Source organism: Nocardia mangyaensis, from assembly GCF_001886715.1.
In the GTDB taxonomy this organism is placed as follows: Bacteria; Actinomycetota; Actinomycetes; order Mycobacteriales; family Mycobacteriaceae; genus Nocardia; species Nocardia mangyaensis.
In genome coordinates, this window is sequence record NZ_CP018082.1 from 7,146,873 (window position 1) to 7,163,894 (window position 17,022).

General features: G+C 67.0%; 15 protein-coding genes. 9 read left to right on the plus strand and 6 right to left on the minus strand.

Translation table 11 applies throughout. The features are described from left to right. Nucleotides 1-109 precede the first annotated feature (109 nt). On the plus strand, nucleotides 110-1,159 hold the full coding sequence (locus BOX37_RS32490) for an alpha/beta hydrolase (RefSeq protein WP_084760489.1): 1,050 nt from the start codon (nucleotides 110-112) through the stop codon (nucleotides 1,157-1,159). Here BOX37_RS32490 and BOX37_RS32495 read toward each other — a convergent pair. From BOX37_RS32495 to BOX37_RS32510, 4 genes are read right to left on the minus strand one after another with little or no spacing between them, the layout of a single operon-like run. After that, nucleotides 1,110-1,934 (minus strand): HAD family hydrolase, encoded by an 825-nt coding sequence (locus tag BOX37_RS32495; protein WP_071932075.1) that lies wholly within the window; start codon nucleotides 1,932-1,934, stop codon nucleotides 1,110-1,112. The two genes, BOX37_RS32490 and BOX37_RS32495, sit on opposite strands and share 50 nt — an antisense overlap. A 38-nt stretch (nucleotides 1,935-1,972) precedes the next feature. Next, nucleotides 1,973-4,564, minus strand: a complete 2,592-nt coding sequence (locus BOX37_RS32500; RefSeq protein WP_240505137.1) for a phosphoribosyltransferase — start codon at nucleotides 4,562-4,564, stop codon at nucleotides 1,973-1,975. After that, on the minus strand, nucleotides 4,561-5,772 hold the full coding sequence (locus tag BOX37_RS32505; RefSeq protein WP_206045741.1) for an HpcH/HpaI aldolase/citrate lyase family protein: 1,212 nt from the start codon (nucleotides 5,770-5,772) through the stop codon (nucleotides 4,561-4,563). The genes BOX37_RS32500 and BOX37_RS32505 overlap by 4 nt, the downstream gene beginning before the upstream one ends. A gap of 39 nt (nucleotides 5,773-5,811) precedes the next feature. Then, entirely contained in the window at nucleotides 5,812-7,014 is a 1,203-nt protein-coding gene (locus BOX37_RS32510; RefSeq protein WP_240505138.1) for a hypothetical protein, read from the minus strand. A gap of 195 nt (nucleotides 7,015-7,209) precedes the next feature. On the opposite strand from BOX37_RS32510, the gene BOX37_RS32515 reads away from it, so the two are divergent. Both BOX37_RS32515 and BOX37_RS32520 read left to right on the plus strand, forming a co-directional pair. After that, the gene (locus BOX37_RS32515; protein ID WP_071930948.1) at nucleotides 7,210-7,785 is read left to right on the plus strand and encodes a TerD family protein; all 576 of its coding nucleotides are present in this window, start codon (nucleotides 7,210-7,212) and stop codon (nucleotides 7,783-7,785) included. 69 nt (nucleotides 7,786-7,854) lie between these two features. Continuing rightward, complete coding sequence (locus BOX37_RS32520) at nucleotides 7,855-8,958, plus strand: DUF475 domain-containing protein (protein ID WP_071930949.1); 1,104 nt, start codon at nucleotides 7,855-7,857, stop codon at nucleotides 8,956-8,958. A gap of 62 nt (nucleotides 8,959-9,020) precedes the next feature. Here the strand turns inward: BOX37_RS32520 and BOX37_RS32525 are convergent, their stop codons facing one another. Beyond that, the gene (locus tag BOX37_RS32525; protein ID WP_071932078.1) at nucleotides 9,021-10,406 is read right to left on the minus strand and encodes a glycosyltransferase family 87 protein; all 1,386 of its coding nucleotides are present in this window, start codon (nucleotides 10,404-10,406) and stop codon (nucleotides 9,021-9,023) included. Nucleotides 10,407-10,577: 171 nt separating this feature from the next. Here BOX37_RS32525 and rpsF point away from each other — a divergent pair, with 171 nt between their 5' ends. From rpsF to BOX37_RS32555, 6 genes are all read left to right on the plus strand, one after another. Continuing rightward, complete coding sequence (rpsF, locus tag BOX37_RS32530) at nucleotides 10,578-10,865, plus strand: 30S ribosomal protein S6 (RefSeq protein WP_071930950.1); 288 nt, start codon at nucleotides 10,578-10,580, stop codon at nucleotides 10,863-10,865. A gap of 97 nt (nucleotides 10,866-10,962) precedes the next feature. After that, a complete protein-coding gene (locus BOX37_RS32535; protein ID WP_071930951.1) occupies nucleotides 10,963-11,526 on the plus strand; it encodes a single-stranded DNA-binding protein in 564 nt (187 codons plus the stop codon). A 31-nt stretch (nucleotides 11,527-11,557) separates the two neighbouring features. Continuing rightward, nucleotides 11,558-11,809, plus strand: a complete 252-nt coding sequence (gene rpsR / locus BOX37_RS32540; RefSeq protein WP_056823934.1) for a 30S ribosomal protein S18 — start codon at nucleotides 11,558-11,560, stop codon at nucleotides 11,807-11,809. Nucleotides 11,810-11,826: 17 nt separating this feature from the next. Further along, nucleotides 11,827-12,279 (plus strand): 50S ribosomal protein L9, encoded by a 453-nt coding sequence (gene rplI, locus BOX37_RS32545; protein ID WP_071930952.1) that lies wholly within the window; start codon nucleotides 11,827-11,829, stop codon nucleotides 12,277-12,279. A gap of 633 nt (nucleotides 12,280-12,912) precedes the next feature. Then, nucleotides 12,913-16,008 carry a replicative DNA helicase gene (locus BOX37_RS32550; RefSeq protein ID WP_206045742.1) on the plus strand — a complete coding sequence of 1,032 codons (3,096 nt, stop codon included), beginning with the start codon at nucleotides 12,913-12,915 and terminating at the stop codon, nucleotides 16,006-16,008. Between the two features lie 147 nt (nucleotides 16,009-16,155). Further along, nucleotides 16,156-16,389, plus strand: coding sequence for a hypothetical protein (locus BOX37_RS32555; protein ID WP_071930954.1), 234 nt, complete (start codon nucleotides 16,156-16,158; stop codon nucleotides 16,387-16,389). On the opposite strand, the gene BOX37_RS34565 is transcribed toward BOX37_RS32555, so the two are convergent. Further along, the gene (locus tag BOX37_RS34565; RefSeq protein ID WP_156910674.1) at nucleotides 16,375-16,863 is read right to left on the minus strand and encodes a hypothetical protein; all 489 of its coding nucleotides are present in this window, start codon (nucleotides 16,861-16,863) and stop codon (nucleotides 16,375-16,377) included. The genes BOX37_RS32555 and BOX37_RS34565 overlap by 15 nt on opposite strands. Between the last annotated feature and the right edge of the window lie 159 nt (nucleotides 16,864-17,022).

Consider the following 17,022-nt stretch of genomic DNA (forward strand, 5'->3'; position numbering starts at 1 on the left):
ATCTGAAACGAGAACGCGCCAAAATCCGGCGGTGGCCGGACGGCGCCCGCTACGGTGGGCTCCGCCGAGAGAACGGTTCGGCGGTAGTTCGATCAGAGGAGTGGGCGCAGTGCAGCGTCGCAGCATCCGACGGGTCGTGGCGGTGGCAGTGTTGGCCGTCGGCGCGTCGATCATCACCGGTATCCCCGTCTCCGCCGACCCGGCCACCGCGCCCGGCGTGACGATCGAGGCGGTGACCTCGCCGAACGGGTCCTTCATCGAGAAGGTGGAGGTCACCGACTCCCGCCACCTGCGGCTGCACGTGTACTCCGCGGCGATGGACGCGACCTTCCCCGTCGATGTGCAGCGCCCCGCCGACACCTCGACGCCCAAGCCCGCGCTGTACCTGCTCAACGGCGCAGGCGGCGGCGAGGATCGCGCGTCGTGGCAGTTGCGCACCGACGCGCTGGATTTCCTGGCCGACAAGGACATCAACGTCGTCCAGGTCATCGGCGGCAAGTGGTCGTTCTACGCCGACTGGATCAAACCCGATCCGGTGCTCGGGGTGAACAAGTGGCAGACCTACATCGGCGAGGAACTGCCGCCGCTCATCGACGCGGCGTTGGGCACCAATGGGGTGAATGCCATTGCCGGGCTGTCGATGTCGGGTGTTCCGGTGCTCAATCTCGCCATCAACCATCCCGGGCTCTTCCGCAGCGCGGCGGTGTACAGCGGTCTCACCCAGGTCAGCGATCCGGCGGGGCAGCAGGCGGTGCGGGCGACCGTGGAGATGTACGGCGGTGGGGACACCGAGAACATGTGGGGGCCGATCGGCGGGCCGCTGTGGGTGGCCAACGATCCCCTCGTGAACGCCGAGAAGCTGCGCGGCACCCATCTTTTCGTGTCCACCGGCACCGGCATCCCGGGTATCCACGACGCGCCGGGCGGGCCGTTCCGGATGGAGAAGCCCGCCGACACACCGAAGACCGTGGCGCTGGGCGCGCTGATCGAGGGCGCGATCTTCCTCGGCGCGCACAACCTGCAGGCTCGACTCGGCCGCCTCGACATCCCCGCGACCTTCGTCTATCGCGACACCGGCACCCATTCCTGGGGCTATTGGCAGGACGACCTCAAGTCGTCGTGGCCGGTGCTGGCGAAGGGGCTGTTCCCCGCAGCGTGAGTGCGGCGTGGGCATGGAACCAGGCGAGGATCTCCTCACCAGCCAGGATTCCGGCAGCTGTGGTGACGGTGAGGTTCGGGGCGGTGAAATTCAGTTCCTCGAGTTCGCCGTGGCGGGGGCGGATGGCGGCGTCGGCGGCGCGGAGCATGGGGGCGTCGAGGGCGCCGTCGCCCGCGGCGTACAGCGGCGCGGGCGCGGCCAGTTCGCCGGAATCCACCAGGCGGCGGCGGACCTCGGCGATGGCGAAGCTCTTGCTGACGGCGTCGGGCATCGTGTAGATCTTGCGACCCTGCTGCGACGCCGACCAGCCGTGCGCGCGACACCAGGTGTCCCAGGTGGCGAGGAAGCCCGCGGGCACCGCGTCGGGGTGAACGACCAGGTAGCAGAACAGATCGTCGGCCTCGCGATATTTCATGACCCAGGAATCGTCGACGCGGGTGCGCAGTTCGGCGCCGACCTCGGCGAGCGTGGCGCCGGTGGTACGCACCTGGTCATCGATCGCGGTGCGCCAGGTCGGATCGGGAAGGCCGTCGACGAGGATGTTGCCGCCATTGCTGGTGACCGCGTAGCGCCACGGCGCGCCCGGCAGCGCGATCCGCTGGAACTGCTCGATGGTGCGGGTGGTCGTGGGGAGCACCGGCGCCGTGGCGGCCAGCTGCCGCAACTGGGCGACGGCCGTCGTGGTCATGTACGACAGCGGTTCACCCTCGTAGTACTCCACACACTCCGCGGCCACCGCGTCCGCGCCACCGAAGGCATTGCGCGAGAAGATCATCGTACGATCCAGGTCGGTGGCGAACAGGGCCTCGGCGGTCACTGGTCGAGCTCCTTGATCAGGCCCATGCAGGAGTACGCCAGGTCCGGCACCACTTCCACCGGGACATCGCGTGCGGCGGCGAGCAATCGGATGTGGGCGTGTTCGGGGGCATCGGCCTCGCGGACGAGGACTCGCCACGGCACCCGCCGCAGCAGCACACGGGTGGTCTCGCCGACACCGGGCTTCACGAAATTCACACTGGCGACGCCATATTCGGCGCGCACGCGCTCCACCGACGCCCAGCCCGACCAATCCGGCGTCCGGTCGGAATCCCGGATCGCCGCGACGGCATCCGGGACCTGATCGGCGACGACGGGAAAGGCGGCGGTCACCGCGTCGAGCAGCTGATTGGAGACATCCGCGTCGGCGAGTTCGCGATAGAACTTGGCGCCGTGGAAGTCTCGGGGCCCGATCAGGGTCTCGTTGAGGACCGTGCGTGACACCAAACCGGAGACAGTCGAATTCAGGCAGGCAGAGGCGATGAGGAAGTCGTCGCGAGTACCGTAGGTGCGCACGGAGTTGCCCGGGTCCGCCAGCACCACCAGCTCGTCGTTGAACCGCGCCCCGCCCGCCGCGTGGTAGGTGTCGAGCGCCTCGGTGAGCTCACGGGTGATGGCGCCCTTGCCGGTCCAGCCGTCGACGAACACGATCGACGACGGATCATGGTGGTGCGCCAGATAATCCAGCGCCACCGCATCGATGCCGCGATCACGCACGATCGACACCGCGTAGTGCGGCACGGTCAGCACCGGACGCCCGACACCACTGGCCAGCCACCGTCGCATGAGCACGCCGACCGGCGTTCCAGCCCTGGCCAGCGAGACCAGCACGATGTCCTCACCACGCTCGGCGACCACCAGCTCGGACACCGTCGCCACGGCCACCGCCAAGCGCTCGGCACTGTCGGCCAGCACCCGATCGAACAACTCGCGATACTCGGCGTCGGGCTGGTACTCCACCGGCAGCGACTCGGCGTAGTGCGCCACACCAGCCTGGATCCGGCGCTCACGTTCGGCGACATCGGCTTCGAGATCGGCACCCGAAAGGTCCTTGAGCAACCAGGAAACCTCTTCGGCCGCATACGAACCGAAATCGGGACCGTGCAGCGCCTCGGGGAAGGTGCGTCCGACCGCGGCCGGGACGCGCGATGGCGTCGCGGCGGTGCGGTTCTCGTGGAGAACGCGTGGGTCGGCGCCGGGCGCTACCGCGAGGAGGACATCCGCGCCCGAAGCGGTGAGGACGTCGACCAGGCCGCCGGGGGCGAGGAGTTCGGCAGTGTCGGCGGGCGGGTCGAGGACGAGGAGCAGGACCGGCGCCTCGTCGCTGTCGGGCAACTGCGCGTTGTAGAGATAGCGCTGGGCGGCGGGGTCCGGTTCCGGGGCGGTGAAGCGGAAGCCGCGGCGCAGGGGGTAGCCGGGTTCGTCCAGGACGTAAGCCGGTGAGCGGGTGGTTGTCTGGAAGCGGGTCGGGATGCCGCCGTCGGCGAGTTCAGCGGCCAGGCGCAGCGGAAGATACATGAGTTCCTCGTGGCCGAGCACGATCACCGGGCGACCGGGGAACTCCGCGCTCAGGCGCGCCTGTACCGCGTCGGCGGCGGCCTTGACCGCCACGTCGAACGCCGGAACATCTGTGTTCAGGACGCCGTGTCTGCCGCCTTCGGGAACATCAGCCGGCCAGGGCAGTTCGCATCGGCCGAACGAACCACGCTGCGCCGCTGTCGGATTGAGCTCCGGGTCGGGCAGGGCGGCGACCGACTCGACCAGCCCGTCCGGCAGGTCGGTGCGACCGGCGGCCAGGCAGACGGTGTCGATCCGCGCGCCCAGTTCGGCGGCGAACTTCTCGAACTTGTCGCGGTCGGCGGCGGTGCGCATGTCGACCAGTGAGGCGAGCACGTAGTGCGCGCGGGGCGCGAAGGCGTGCAGGGCGCGGACCGCGTCGATGGCGGTGTCGCCGGTGGAGATCTCGTCGTCGACCAAGACCAACGGCAGGTCGTTGGCGAAGATCTCCCCCGGCGCGGGCTGGAGCAGATGCGAGGTGGCGTGCGAGTGGCCCTCCTCGAACCCGGTCAGCGTGGTGGCACGCGGCTCGTGCCTGCGGGTGGAGTGCAGGTAGCAGGCCGCGTCGAGGCGAGCGGCCACGCAATGACCCAGACCTGTCGCGGTCTCGGCGAATCCGAGGACGACAGCCGCCCGCGCACCGAGCTGCTCGCGCACGAGATCGCCGAGTCGCTCACCCGCGCCGATCACCACGCGCGGGTCGGTGGGCAGGTGTTTGCCGAGCACGGTGGACACGAGCAGATGCGCACGCCGCGGATTGCGGCGAAGTCCCGGCCGCACCAGCTCCGCGATCGACAGCCCGGCGCCCGACGCCTCCAGAGACGACAGGCCCACCGAGGACACGTCGAGGGCCACCGCGGCAGAAGGCGACGCGACCGCACCGGAGACGACCTCAGCGCTCAACCCATCGACCGGCGATGCGACGACCGGCGACACGGTCGAGCGCGGTGTCGCCGAGAAGCACTCCGCGTGATGCAGCACGATCCCCAGATGCTCGGTCGCCCACGGCGTTTCCCGATCGAATCCGCTCATTCGGCGATCATCGCTGTCAGCAGATCCACGAAAGAAACTCCCTTGTTCGCGACGCCGAACGCGCGAGCCCGGACCAGCGTCTGCCGGGCCCAACTGCGGTGCGGGCGCATCTCGTTCATCTTGTTGCGGTATTCCGAGGCGGCCACGCCACCGACGTCGGCGGCCATGATGTCGAGCGCGTCGGCGTACTCCTCGTGCGTCACCACCGACAGCGCGTGCACGGCGGCCACATGCGAGGGGTGGATCACCGTCTTGCCCTGGATGCCGTTGGCGCGGTCGAGGGTGATCTCGCGCAGCAGGCCGTCGAGGTCGCGGCTCACCAAGTACTGGCGGAACGGGACCGCGTCGGACTCCTCGAACGGCGCGGTCCGCAGCAAGGGCCGGAACATCCGCTCGTGATCGGCGAAGTACTCCCACACCGGTCCGGTGATGATGAACCCGGTGCCGTCGGTGCGGCCGAGGTAGTTGACGATGTCGGCGATCACATCGGCGACCACCCGCACGTCGTAGATCGTGAGATCGCGGTCGCGGCGGATGCCGAACGTCGAGCACATGTCGGTGGCGCCGATCCGCACCGCCAGCAGCTGGTCGCGGTGCGTGGCGAGCAGGTCGGCGATGCGCGAGAGCTGTTCGTCGCGGGTCTGGCGATGCACCAGACTCGCCGATTCCAGCACCGGCATGCCGTAGACCGGGCGACCCAGCCGATGGCTCGCCGCGTCGAGGGCGGCCAGGTAGGCAGGCCCGGTGGCCGCGTCGAACTTGGGGAAGACGAACCCGGTGAGAGCGCGCGCGCCCGGCCCGAGCAGCTCGACCAGCTCGGTGACGGTCTGCGCGTCGCGCACCCGCACGAACAGCATCGGATTGGGATCCTGGCTGCGCGCCAGCAGATCCAGCGTCGCCACCGCGTGCTCCTTGGCGGCCTCCACCTGGTGATCGGCGACGGCGTCCTCGAGGTCGATCACCATCGAACACACCCCGCGCGCCGCCCGTCTGCGGATCGTCTCCGCCAGATCCGGTCTGGTCGCGGGCACGTACAGGGTGGCGCCCAGGGCGGTCGCGAGTAACTCCCGATCGTCGGAGGCGACGATCGGTTCCGGCTCGACCAGGAACAACTCCCGGCTGCGCGGTCCCTGCAACTGCCGAAAATGGCGCAGCGGAGTCTGCTTGTACAGGCAAACCTCCGGTACGACGGCGTACCCCGCGGTCATTCCCCCCACCTCATCTGTCGGGCCAATTGTGTGTGTTCTCTACTCGTGTTTTCTCATGCGGTCGACCACTCCGGCGATGAACTCCGCGACGGTACCCAGTTCGGACACATATGCCCAATAGTCTGGATGACGACCCTTCAGTCCCGAAGTGATCCGTTCGAGGCGTTCGGCTTGCGCATCGAGCACCGAACCCCATTCGGCGACCAGTCCTCGGTCGACCGCGAGCATCTGCGCGTCCCGCAGCCGGAATCGTACGGTGCGGGCCTGCGCTTCGGGATCGGCGCGCACCCCGCGGAGCAGTTCGAGCCGTCGGGTGACAGCGTCGACCAACTGCTCGGCCTCGGCGAGGTGCTGGCGTGCGGCGGCGGTCAAGTCAAGGGCGGTCTCCGGGTCACGATCGGCAGCCGCGACGCGGGCTCCGACCAACTCGGCGTCGGCGGCGTCGATGCCGCGCTGGCTTTCCCGCTCATTGTTGGTCAGATCCGCCGAACTCGCAGCACTGAACTCCCGCAGCAGCGCCGAGTAGGCGGGCCCGAGCGCGGCGGCGCGATTGCGCACCGCGGCCAACCGGGTCGTCACCGAGGCGATCGCGTTCGTGGCGGCGGTCACGCGAGAAGGGGCCTGCGCCAAAGCATCCGACAGATCCGCCGTCGCCTGCTGCACCTGCGCGGCGGCCTCGCGCGCGCTCGCGACGGCTGCCAGTGGATCGACCGCGGACGCTGTGATCAGAGCCTCGTTCAGCCGCCTTACACCACCGGAGACCGACGGATACGCCGCGAACTCCGAGCCCGCCGCCTTCGCCAGGACACCCTCGGCATCGGCCCGCACCCGCGCGAGCAACTGCGGCACCGTCGCCCGCACGCTCGCCGCCTCCGCCAGCCCGGCGCTGTTGGCGTGATAGAACTCGTCGACCCCGCGCGCGGCCTCGTGCAGCTGCCGGACCACGGCGTCGGCCCTGGCCGGACCGTGCGGGATCGGCGTCCCGGTCGCCTCGGCGGTGTCGAGCTCCTCGGTGAGACTCAGATAGGCGCCCGCCGCCGCGTAGCAGCGCGCCCGCACCGGCTCCCACGCCGCGCCGACCCGGCGATCGGGGAAGACCTGATCACTGGCCACCACACCCGCCTCCGCCGCCGACTGCCTGCGATCCATATCGAGGAAGGCGGCCGAGGTCGCGGCCCGCGCTCCGCTGATCCACTCATGATCAGGCCCCGATCTGAACCATCCGCGTCTGCGAGGTGTCACCGGCACGTCCCCTTCCCGAACCGCGGAACAGTCCGCGGTGCGCACTCCTCGTCGATGGTAGGAGATTCCCCCCGTTCACCAGGGCTGCAGCTCGTTCCTACGCAAGTTCGGCGAAACCTATTACTGTCGTAGCCGTACCCGGCGATTCGGACATGCCGGGAAACGACACACCGGACCAACCGAAGGGATTCCCGCATGGGTGTCAGTCTGTCCAAGGGCGGCAACGTTTCGCTGACCAAAGAGGCCCCGAACCTGACCGCGGTCGCGGTCGGCCTCGGCTGGGACGTCCGCACGACCACCGGCACCGACTTCGACCTCGACGCGAGCGCGATCGCCACCGGCGGCGACAAGAAGGTCGTCTCCGACAAGCACTTCGTATTCTTCAACAACCTGAAGTCCCCGGAAGGCGCCATCGAGCACACCGGCGACAACCTCACCGGTGAAGGTGACGGCGACGACGAGGTCATCAACGTCGACCTGGCCAACACCCCGCCGACCATCGAGAGCATCTTCTTCCCGGTCTCGATCTACGACGCGGAGTCCCGCAGCCAGTCGTTCGGCCAGGTGCGCAACGCCTACATCCGCGTTGTCGACCGGGCCAACGGCAACGAGCTCGCCCGCTACGACCTCACCGAGGACGCCTCGACCGAGACGGCTATGGTCTTCGGCGAGCTGTACCGCAACGGTGCCGAATGGAAGTTCCGTGCCATCGGGCAGGGCTACGCCTCCGGTCTGGCCGGTATCGCCCGCGACTACGGCGTCAACGTCTAGTCACCATCATGAACAGGGGGCTCGACATTCCGGGCCCCCTGTTCGTGTGACACAGAAAGGTCCCTCCGCGTGATTACGCGCATCTTCGGCCTGTCCATCGCCATCACGGTGTTCTCGTTGGTCGTGGCCTACCTCTACGGCGGTCTGACCGCGCTGTTCCTCTGCGCGATCCTCGGCATTCTCGAGGTGTCGCTCTCGTTCGACAACGCTGTCATCAACGCCACCGTGCTGCGCCGGATGAGCGAATTCTGGCAGCGGATCTTCCTGACCATCGGCATCGTCATCGCCGTCTTCGGCATGCGCCTGGTGTTCCCGCTGGCGATCGTGTGGGTCACCGCCGGGCTCAACCCCGTGCAGGCCTTCGACCTCGCCCTCAACCCACCGGCGAACGACGCGGCCACCTTCCCCGACGGCAGCCCGAGCTACGAGACCCTGCTCACCGACGCCCACCCGCAGATCGCTGCCTTCGGTGGCATGTTCCTGGCACTGCTGTTCCTGAACTTCATCCTCGAAGAACGTGAGATCACCTGGCTCAGCTGGTTGGAGAAGCCGCTGGCCAAGGCGGGCAAGCTCGACATGCTCGCCGTCGTGGTCGGCGGTGGCGCCCTGGTGCTCACCGCGGAGTTCCTCGCCGACTCCGAGGATCGCGCCACCGTGCTGGTCGCCGGTCTGCTCGGCATGATCGTCTACATCGCCGTCGACGGTCTGGGTTCGATGTTCCACACCGAGGACCTGGAGAACACCGGCGGCGGCCCCTCCGAGCTGGCGAAAGCGACCGGTAAGGCCGGGTTCTTCCTGTTCCTCTACCTCGAGGTCCTCGACGCGTCGTTCTCCTTCGACGGGGTCATCGGCGCGTTCGCCATCACCTCCGACCCGATCATCATCGCGCTGGGCCTCGGCCTGATCGGCGCGATCTTCGTCCGGTCGATCACGGTGTACCTGGTGCGTCAGGGCACGCTCTCCGATTACGTCTACCTCGAGCACGGCGCGCACTGGGCGATCGGCGCGCTGGCCACGATCCTGCTGGTCTCGATCGGCGTGCACGTCAACGAGATCATCACCGGCCTCGTCGGTGTGGCCTTCATCGGCGCGGCGCTCATCTCGAGCATCCTGCGCAATCGTCGGGCCGAGTCCGACGGGGCGGAGGAGAAGCAAACGGCTCCGGTCAGCTGAGCCGACCGACCACGCCACCGCGGCGGCGAGTCCCGATCGGGATTCGCCGCCGCTGTCGTTTGTCAGGCGACCGGCTGGAGTTGTCGTTCCCTACCCGATGCCGACAGCGCTTCGAACCGGAGCGCACCGCGCAGCCGAGCCCGCAGGAAGACGAAGAACAGCGCGATCAGCAGCGCCGAGCGCAACCACACGCCGAACTGGACGACCCCTTCCATCAGCTCGACGCCCTCGCCGGTGCCCATCGAATAGAAGTACCGGAACACCCCGATCCCCACCGCGGCGTCGGCCACCAGATAGGCCGCGACCATCGACCACGGCACCTGGAGCAGCACCAGGAACGGAATTATCCACAGGGTGTACTGGGGCGAGTGGACCTTGTGGAAAAGCAGGAATCCGCACAGCATGGCCGCGCTGACGCCCACCCACGGGAAGGCCGCCGAGGTCGTCCAACGCTGCCAGCCGAGCCACATGGCCACGACGAACGAGGCGAAGATCAGCGCCGGTGAGGCCACCGACACCAGGTCGTGCCAGGTGTCGGTGGCCCCGACCGCGCGGCCGAAGATCAGCTGGTGGCCCCAGTACCAGATCGAATTGGTGGTGATGTCGGCCTGACGCATCTGCTGGAAGGTGATCGAGGCCCGCCACCCCGCCAACCCGGCCACCGCGAACGGCAGATTCACCGCGACCACCGTGCCCATCGCGGCCAGCAGGGTCTGCGCCGCGCCCACCACGTCGAGATCGCGCAGCCGTCGTCCGTCGCGCGGCGCACCCTCGGTGAGCACGTACATCGCGAGCGGCAGCACGAAGATGCCCGGATAGATCTTGAGACAGAACCCGAGCGCGAGCAGCACCGCGGCGATGATCCCCCGGGTGCGCACGGACACCCCGGTCAACGCGGTCATCACGTAGATCGCGGCCACCGCCGTGCACACCACCGGCAGTTCCCAGTTGTGGAAGGCGTAGAGCACCAGCGGCGGGCCGATCGCCCACAGCAGGGCCGCCGGACCGGCGAGCCTGGCCAGCATCCACGCGGTCAGCAGCGCGAACGGCGTGAGCAGCAGCGCCGAGTGCCAGAGGAAATCGGCGTCGTTGCTCACCCCGATCGCCCCCGCCCACATCAGCACGCCGCTGAGCACCGGATACTCCACCGCGCCGCCGGTCAGCGCGCCGTCTTCGGTGATACCGCCGTCCACATAGGGGAAGACGTGATTGTCGATGTCGCGCCCCAGCCACAGGAATTGGATATCGGAGTAGCAGACCTCCGAATCCTTGCGCTCGTCGAACACCAGGCTGCGACCGTCGGTATCGATTGCCCCACCGGCACAGCGCGCCTTGTTCGCGTAAGCCATCGCGAGGGTGAGCCCGCACAGCAGCACGACCAGGAAAGTCAGCGCCGCGGCCCGGGTAGCGCCGCGTGTCGCGCGCGGCTTCGAGTCGGGCGTGTTCATGCCGAACACAGTATGCGGCGATTCCGGGATCGGGCGTCCGTGCCCCGTGGCGATGATCGATTTCGCTGCTCACCCCCCGCTCATGTAGCCTTGGCGGGTTGCTGACGCAACGAACCCTCCTGCCATGGAAAGTCCATGGCCGTTTCCTAGTCCACAGGAGGTGATTGGTCCGTGCGTCAATATGAAGTGATGGTCATCCTCGACCCCAGCCTGGACGAGCGCATCGTCGGGCAGTCCCTGGATACTCTGCTCACGGTCGTCAAGACCGAGGGCGGCAAGGTCGACAAGGTCGACATCTGGGGCCGCCGTCGGCTCGCCTACGAGATCGCCAAGCAGGCCGAAGGCATCTACGCGATCGTCGAACTGACCGCGACCCCGGCCACCGTGAGCGAACTCGATCGCCAGCTGGGCCTCAACGAGACGGTGCTGCGCACCAAGGTTCTGCGCAACGACAAGTAGTCCGCTGCAACATTCTCTCGTTTTCGTCGGTGCCTATCTTTAGGCTCTAGCGCGACAGCGAGAATGCGGACAGCACCGGCGAGCAGGAGGAACCCCCATGGCAGGCGACACGGTCATTACCGTCATCGGAAACTTGACGGCAGACCCCGAGCTTCGTTTCACGCCCGCGGGCGCAGCGGTGGCGAATTTCACCGTCGCTTCGACTCCCCGCGTGTTCGATCGCAATTCGAACGAATGGAAAGACGGCGAGGCCCTGTTCCTGCGCTGCAACATCTGGCGTGAAGCAGCGGAGAACGTCGCCGAGAGCCTGACCCGAGGTGCTCGCGTGATCGTGAGTGGACGGCTCAAGCAGCGCTCCTACGAAACCCGCGAGGGTGAGAAGCGCACGGTCGTCGAACTCGAGGTCGACGAGGTCGGTCCCTCCCTGCGGTACGCGACGGCCAAGGTCTCCAAGGCCGGTCGCGGCGGCGGAGGCGGCGGTGGCTTCGGTGGCGGTTCCGGCAATGCCGGTGCAGGTGCAAGCGCAGGCGGCTACAGCGCCAGCAATGGCGGCGGAGGGTCGAGCGGCGGCAACGCCGGCAACGACGATCCGTGGGGTAGCGCGCCCGCGGCCGGCTCCTTCGGGGGCGGCGGCCGCACGGATGACGAACCGCCGTTCTGAGGAACGGCACTCATAGTACGGAGAGAAAACCATGCCTAAAGCGCCCGCGCGCGAAAAGGTACTGAAGAAGAAGGCCTGCGCTTTCTGCAAGGAAGCCAAGTCCGGAATCGTCAATATCGATTACAAAGACACCACGCTGCTGCGTAAGTACGTCAGCGATCGCGGCAAGATCCGCGCTCGTCGCGTCACCGGCAACTGCGTGCAGCATCAGCGTGACATCGCTGTGGCCGTCAAGAACTCGCGTGAGGTGGCCCTGCTGCCTTACGTGTCGACCGCTCGCTGAGAAAGGGAGTCAGACAGATGAAGCTCATCCTCACCGCTGATGTCGACAACCTCGGCGCCCCGGGCGATCTCGTCGAGGTCAAGGACGGTTACGGCCGCAACTTCCTGCTGCCCCGCGGTCTGGCCATCGTGGCCACCCGTGGCGCCCAGAAGCAGGTCGACGGCATCCGTCGCGCCCAGGACGCCCGCAAGGTGCGCGACCTGGATCACGCCAACGAGCTGAAGCAGGCCATCGAGGGCCTGGAGTCGGTCTCGCTGGCCGTGAAGACCGCCGGCAGCGGCAAGCTGTTCGGTTCGGTCACCACCGCCGACGTGGCAGGCGCCATCAAGGCCGCCGGTGGCCCCGTGGTGGACAAGCGCAGCATCGAGCTGCCGAAGTCGCACATCAAGGCGACCGGCAAGCACGGCATCGTGGTGCACCTGCACCCCGATGTGGCCGCCAAGTTCAACCTCGAGGTTGCGGCGAACTAGTTCTCGGCGTGGTGGGCGGAGAACTGCGGCGCCAGCCGCGATGATTCCACTCGCTGGGAAACCACCCCTGTGTACACCGCAGGGGTGGTTTCCTGCTGCCTTCATCCGGCTTTTCGGTCGATAGCTGACCGATTGCCGGGTTTGCTCCCGTTTGGGACACCGGTTTTCGGCCCATGGTCGGCAACTCGCTGACCTCCGGTTATTCCGCCTGTGGATGACCGAGGAAACCGACCGGTGTAATTGTGACACCAGTCATACCGTGCATCACTGCTGTTTACCCAACACGCCCGGCTGTTCACCTTTACCGACACGCCGGAACTTCTTTCATCCACAGGTCGAGAGTTGGGTAAAACGGGGTCTAGCAGGGCGTTCCACCGGACTGACCTGGGTTTTCCCCACGTTTTCCACAGGAGCTGCACAACAGCGGGTGAACTACCCCCAAGTTATCCACAGTTGTGTGCACATATGGGGTTGGCGCGTCCCCGAAACGTCGCCTAGGTTCGTCGCATTGCCCTGCGCGCGACCCCGGGAATCACGCAGGCAACCGATTGCTGGCATCCGTGTCGGTGCCCGGGAGTACAACGAGTTCATCGATGTGAAACCCCCGGTCTCGAGGGCAGAGAGGACGGTCTGGTGACTACCACCGGTGACCGCGCGGCAACCGACTTCCCGCCTGAACCCCCCGGCGAGGACTTCGGCCGCCAGCCACCGCACGACATGGCCGCCGAGCAGTCCGTCCTCGGCGGCATGTTACTGAGCAAGGACGCCATCGCCGATGTCGTCGAGGTGCTTCGCCCCGGTGATTTCTACCGTCCCGCCCACCAGGCCATTTACGACACCATCCTCGACCTGTACGGCCGCGGCGAACCCGCCGACCCCGTCACCGTCTCCGCCGGCCTCGACCGCCGCGGCGAACTCAAGCGCATCGGCGGCCCGCCCTACCTGGTGACCCTCACCCAGACCGTCCCGACCGCCGCCAACGCCGGCTACTACGCCGAGATCGTCGCCGAGAAGGCCATCCTGCGCCGCCTCGTCGAAGCGGGCACCCGCATCGTCCAGTTCGGCTACGCCGGCGCCGACGGACAGGACGTCGCCGAGGTCGTCGACCGCGCCCAGGCCGAGATCTACGAGGTCACCGAGCGCCGCACCACCGAGGACTTCACCCCGCTGGAAGAACTCCTCCAGCCCACCATGGACGAAATCGACTCCATCGCCTCCCGCGGCGGCATCTCCCTCGGCGTCCCCACCGGCTTCACCGAACTCGACGAACTCACCAATGGGTTGCACGCGGGTCAGATGATCATCGTCGCCGCGCGACCTGGTGTTGGTAAGGCACTCGCGCTCGACACTCCCCTGCCGACATCGACCGGGTGGACCACCATGGGCGAAGTCCGGGTGGGCGATCAACTGCTCGGGGCCGACGGCACACCCACGCTCGTGCTGGCGGCAACCGAGGTGATGGTCGGCCGTCCCTGCTATGAGGTCGAGCTCTCGGACGGCACCGTCATCACCGCCGACGAAGAACATCAGTGGACCACCCTCGCGCCCACGCTGGCGCCGCACCCGGTGGTCCGCACGACCGGCGAGATCGCGCACAGCCTGCGGACACCGCGCGACCATTTCGCACACATGCTGCCCAGGTCCGCCCGGTCGCAAGCCCGGCAGATCGTCGACGTCCGCAAGGTCGACCCGGTGCCCGTGCGCTGCGTCGAGGTCGACAACGCCGACCACCTGTACCTGGCGGGCCGCACGATGGTCCCCACGCACAACTCGACCCTCGGCATGGACTTCATGCGGAGTTGCTCGATCAAGCACGGCATGGCGAGCGTCATCTTCTCGCTCGAGATGAGCCGGACCGAGATCGTGATGCGTCTGCTCTCGGCCGAGGCGAAGATCAAGCTCGGGGACATGCGCTCGGGGCGCATGAGTGATGACGACTGGACGAAGCTCGCTCGACGGATGAGCGAGATCAGTGAGGCGCCGCTGTTCGTCGACGATTCGCCGAACCTGACCATGATGGAGATCCGGGCCAAGGCGCGGCGGCTCAAACAGCGGCACGATCTGAAACTCGTCGTGGTGGACTACCTGCAGCTGATGAGCTCCGGCAAGAAGGTCGAATCGCGGCAGCAGGAAGTCTCGGAGTTCTCGCGCCATCTCAAGCTGCTCGCCAAGGAACTCGAAGTTCCGGTGATCGCGATCTCGCAGCTGAACCGTGGTCCGGAACAGCGAACCGACAAGCGGCCGATGGTCTCCGACCTTCGCGAGTCGGGATGCATGCCCGCGTCGACGCGGATCCTGCGCGCCGACAACGGCGCCGAGGTAACCCTGGGTGAGCTGCTCGCCAGTGGTGAGCAGCCGCTCGTGTGGTCGCTCGACGACCGGATGCGGATGGTTGCCCGTCCGATGGTGAAGGTGTTCCCGAGTGGGCGCAAAGAAGTGTTCCGGCTGCGCCTGGCCTCGGGCCGTGAGGTCGAAGCCACCGGCAACCACCCGTTCCTGACCGTGGACGGCTGGATCGCACTCGACCAGCTCACGGTCGGTGACCGCCTCGCCACGCCGCGCCGCGTCCCTGAGCCCGCGCACACCACCCGTCTGCCCGAAGCCGAGATCGTGATGCTCGCGCACATGATCGGCGATGGATCGTGCGTGAAGCGGCAGCCGATCCGCTACGCCAGCATCGACGAGGAGAACCTCGCCGCGGTCACCACAGCCGCCGAGCACTTCGGCGTCAGCGCCGTCCGCGACGAGTACGCGGCCGCGCGTGTCACCACTCTGCGCCAGCCCGCCCCGTACCGGCTCACCCACGGCAAACGGAACCCGATCGCTGCCTGGTTGGACACCCTGGGCCTGTTCGGTCTGCGCAGCTACGAGAAGTTCGTTCCGGAGCCGATTTTCGCGCTGCCCAACGATCAGGTGGCGCTGTTCTTGCGCCACCTGTGGGCGACCGATGGCTCGGTGCGCTGGGACGCCAAGAACCGCCAGGCCCGCGTCTACTACGCCTCGACCAGCCGCAGACTGATCGACGGCATGAATCAACTCCTCCTTCGTCTCGGCGTACACGGCCGCATCAAGACGGTGCGCAAGGGTGACTACCGCCCCTGCTACCACCTGACGATCGACGGCGGAGAGAACCAGACCACGTTCCTGCGTGATGTCGGTGCGCACGGCGCTCGTGGCAAGTCAGCTGAGGCAGCAATGGTCGAGCTGGCTTCGATGATCCGCAACACGAACGTCGACACGGTTCCCACCGAAGTCTGGAACCGTGTCCGCACACTGCTGGCTGACAAAGAGATGACACACCGAGAGTTCTCCGCCGCCATGGGTTCCCGCTTCTGCGGCACCTCGATGTGGAAGTGCTCCCCCAGCCGCTCCCGCCTCGCTCGAGCCGCGACAGTCCTCGAAGATGCCGATATCGAGATGCTGGCCACCAACGACGTGTTCTGGGACAAGATCGTCGAAATCACCAGCCTCGGCGAACACGACGTCTACGACGGGACTGTTCCTGGCACACATAACTTTGTCGCACAAGGCATTTCAGCTCACAACTCGCTCGAGCAGGACGCCGACATGGTCATCCTGCTGCACCGCCCCGACGCCTTCGAACGCGATGACCCTCGCGGCGGAGAGGCCGACCTCATCGTCGGCAAACACCGTAACGGCCCCACCGCCACCATCACCGTGGCCCACCAGCTGCACCTGAGCCGGTTCGTGGACATGGCCAGGGGCTGAGTACTCAACCGCCGCATCGTGATGAGTAGAAGTACCGATCCCCGCCCAAGAACAGGCCCGTAGCCTGATCAAAAGAAGGGGGCGAGGTTGACCAATACCGTTGGTGCCGTTTCGCGGCCGGGCCGATTCGTACCGATGTTGACGGCGATGTGTGCGCTGGTCCTGTCCTGTGCCGCGATTGCCACCTACGTAGGTTTCGCCCTGGTGCTCGACGGTCTCGAGAAGTCGGTCAATGCCGGTGGGCGCACATCGGGTATCGGCATGGTGATCGCGGCGGTGCTCAGTGCCCCCGCGGTGGCCATGGGCGGAGGCGCGATCCTGTCGAAGGAGTGGACCGGTGGCGGCTCAGGCAGAAGTAGTCCTCGGTTACATCGGCCTTGATTCGAGAACCTGATCCAGAGTCTCGAGCCGCGCCATCGGGAAGGGCATCCCCCACTGCGCCAGGTAGCCCTCATCACCCCACGTTTCGAGCACTGCTCGACCTGCGCGTTGCACCGACTTCACGTACGCACTGAGCAGCACGACGCCGGCCCAAACGAGTCGCCCGTCTTCCCACGTCATGTCATCCCCACTGCTGTCCCCGAAGCGGACGACCTGAAGGTAGACACGATCCGCACCACCGAATCCGGCTCCTGACAGAAATATTCGGGTACACCCAGGCTCCTGCGACAAGTGAGCAAATGAAGATGACGAGCCCAATCCGAGATCGCGAGCCGAATCCAGCAGACTTTTCAGTGCATCACTCAGATACGAGGCTGAGACTTTGACGACGTGATCGTCTACGTGAAAGGAGCACGTTGCCCAGCCACGTCCATCCAGCTCCCAGTCCAAGGCAACGGATTCGATTTCACTCATTCGGCTCCTGGTACTCAGGTGCGGCGCTCGGCCATGACGACCCGCACCGGTTCGCCTTACTCATCGGCGGGCAGCGATCCACTCCGGAGATGTCGAGTCCGCGGTAGATGTGATGTGCGCGCACCAGCCCAACGGTAGGTCAGCGCGGGGCGTGGGCTT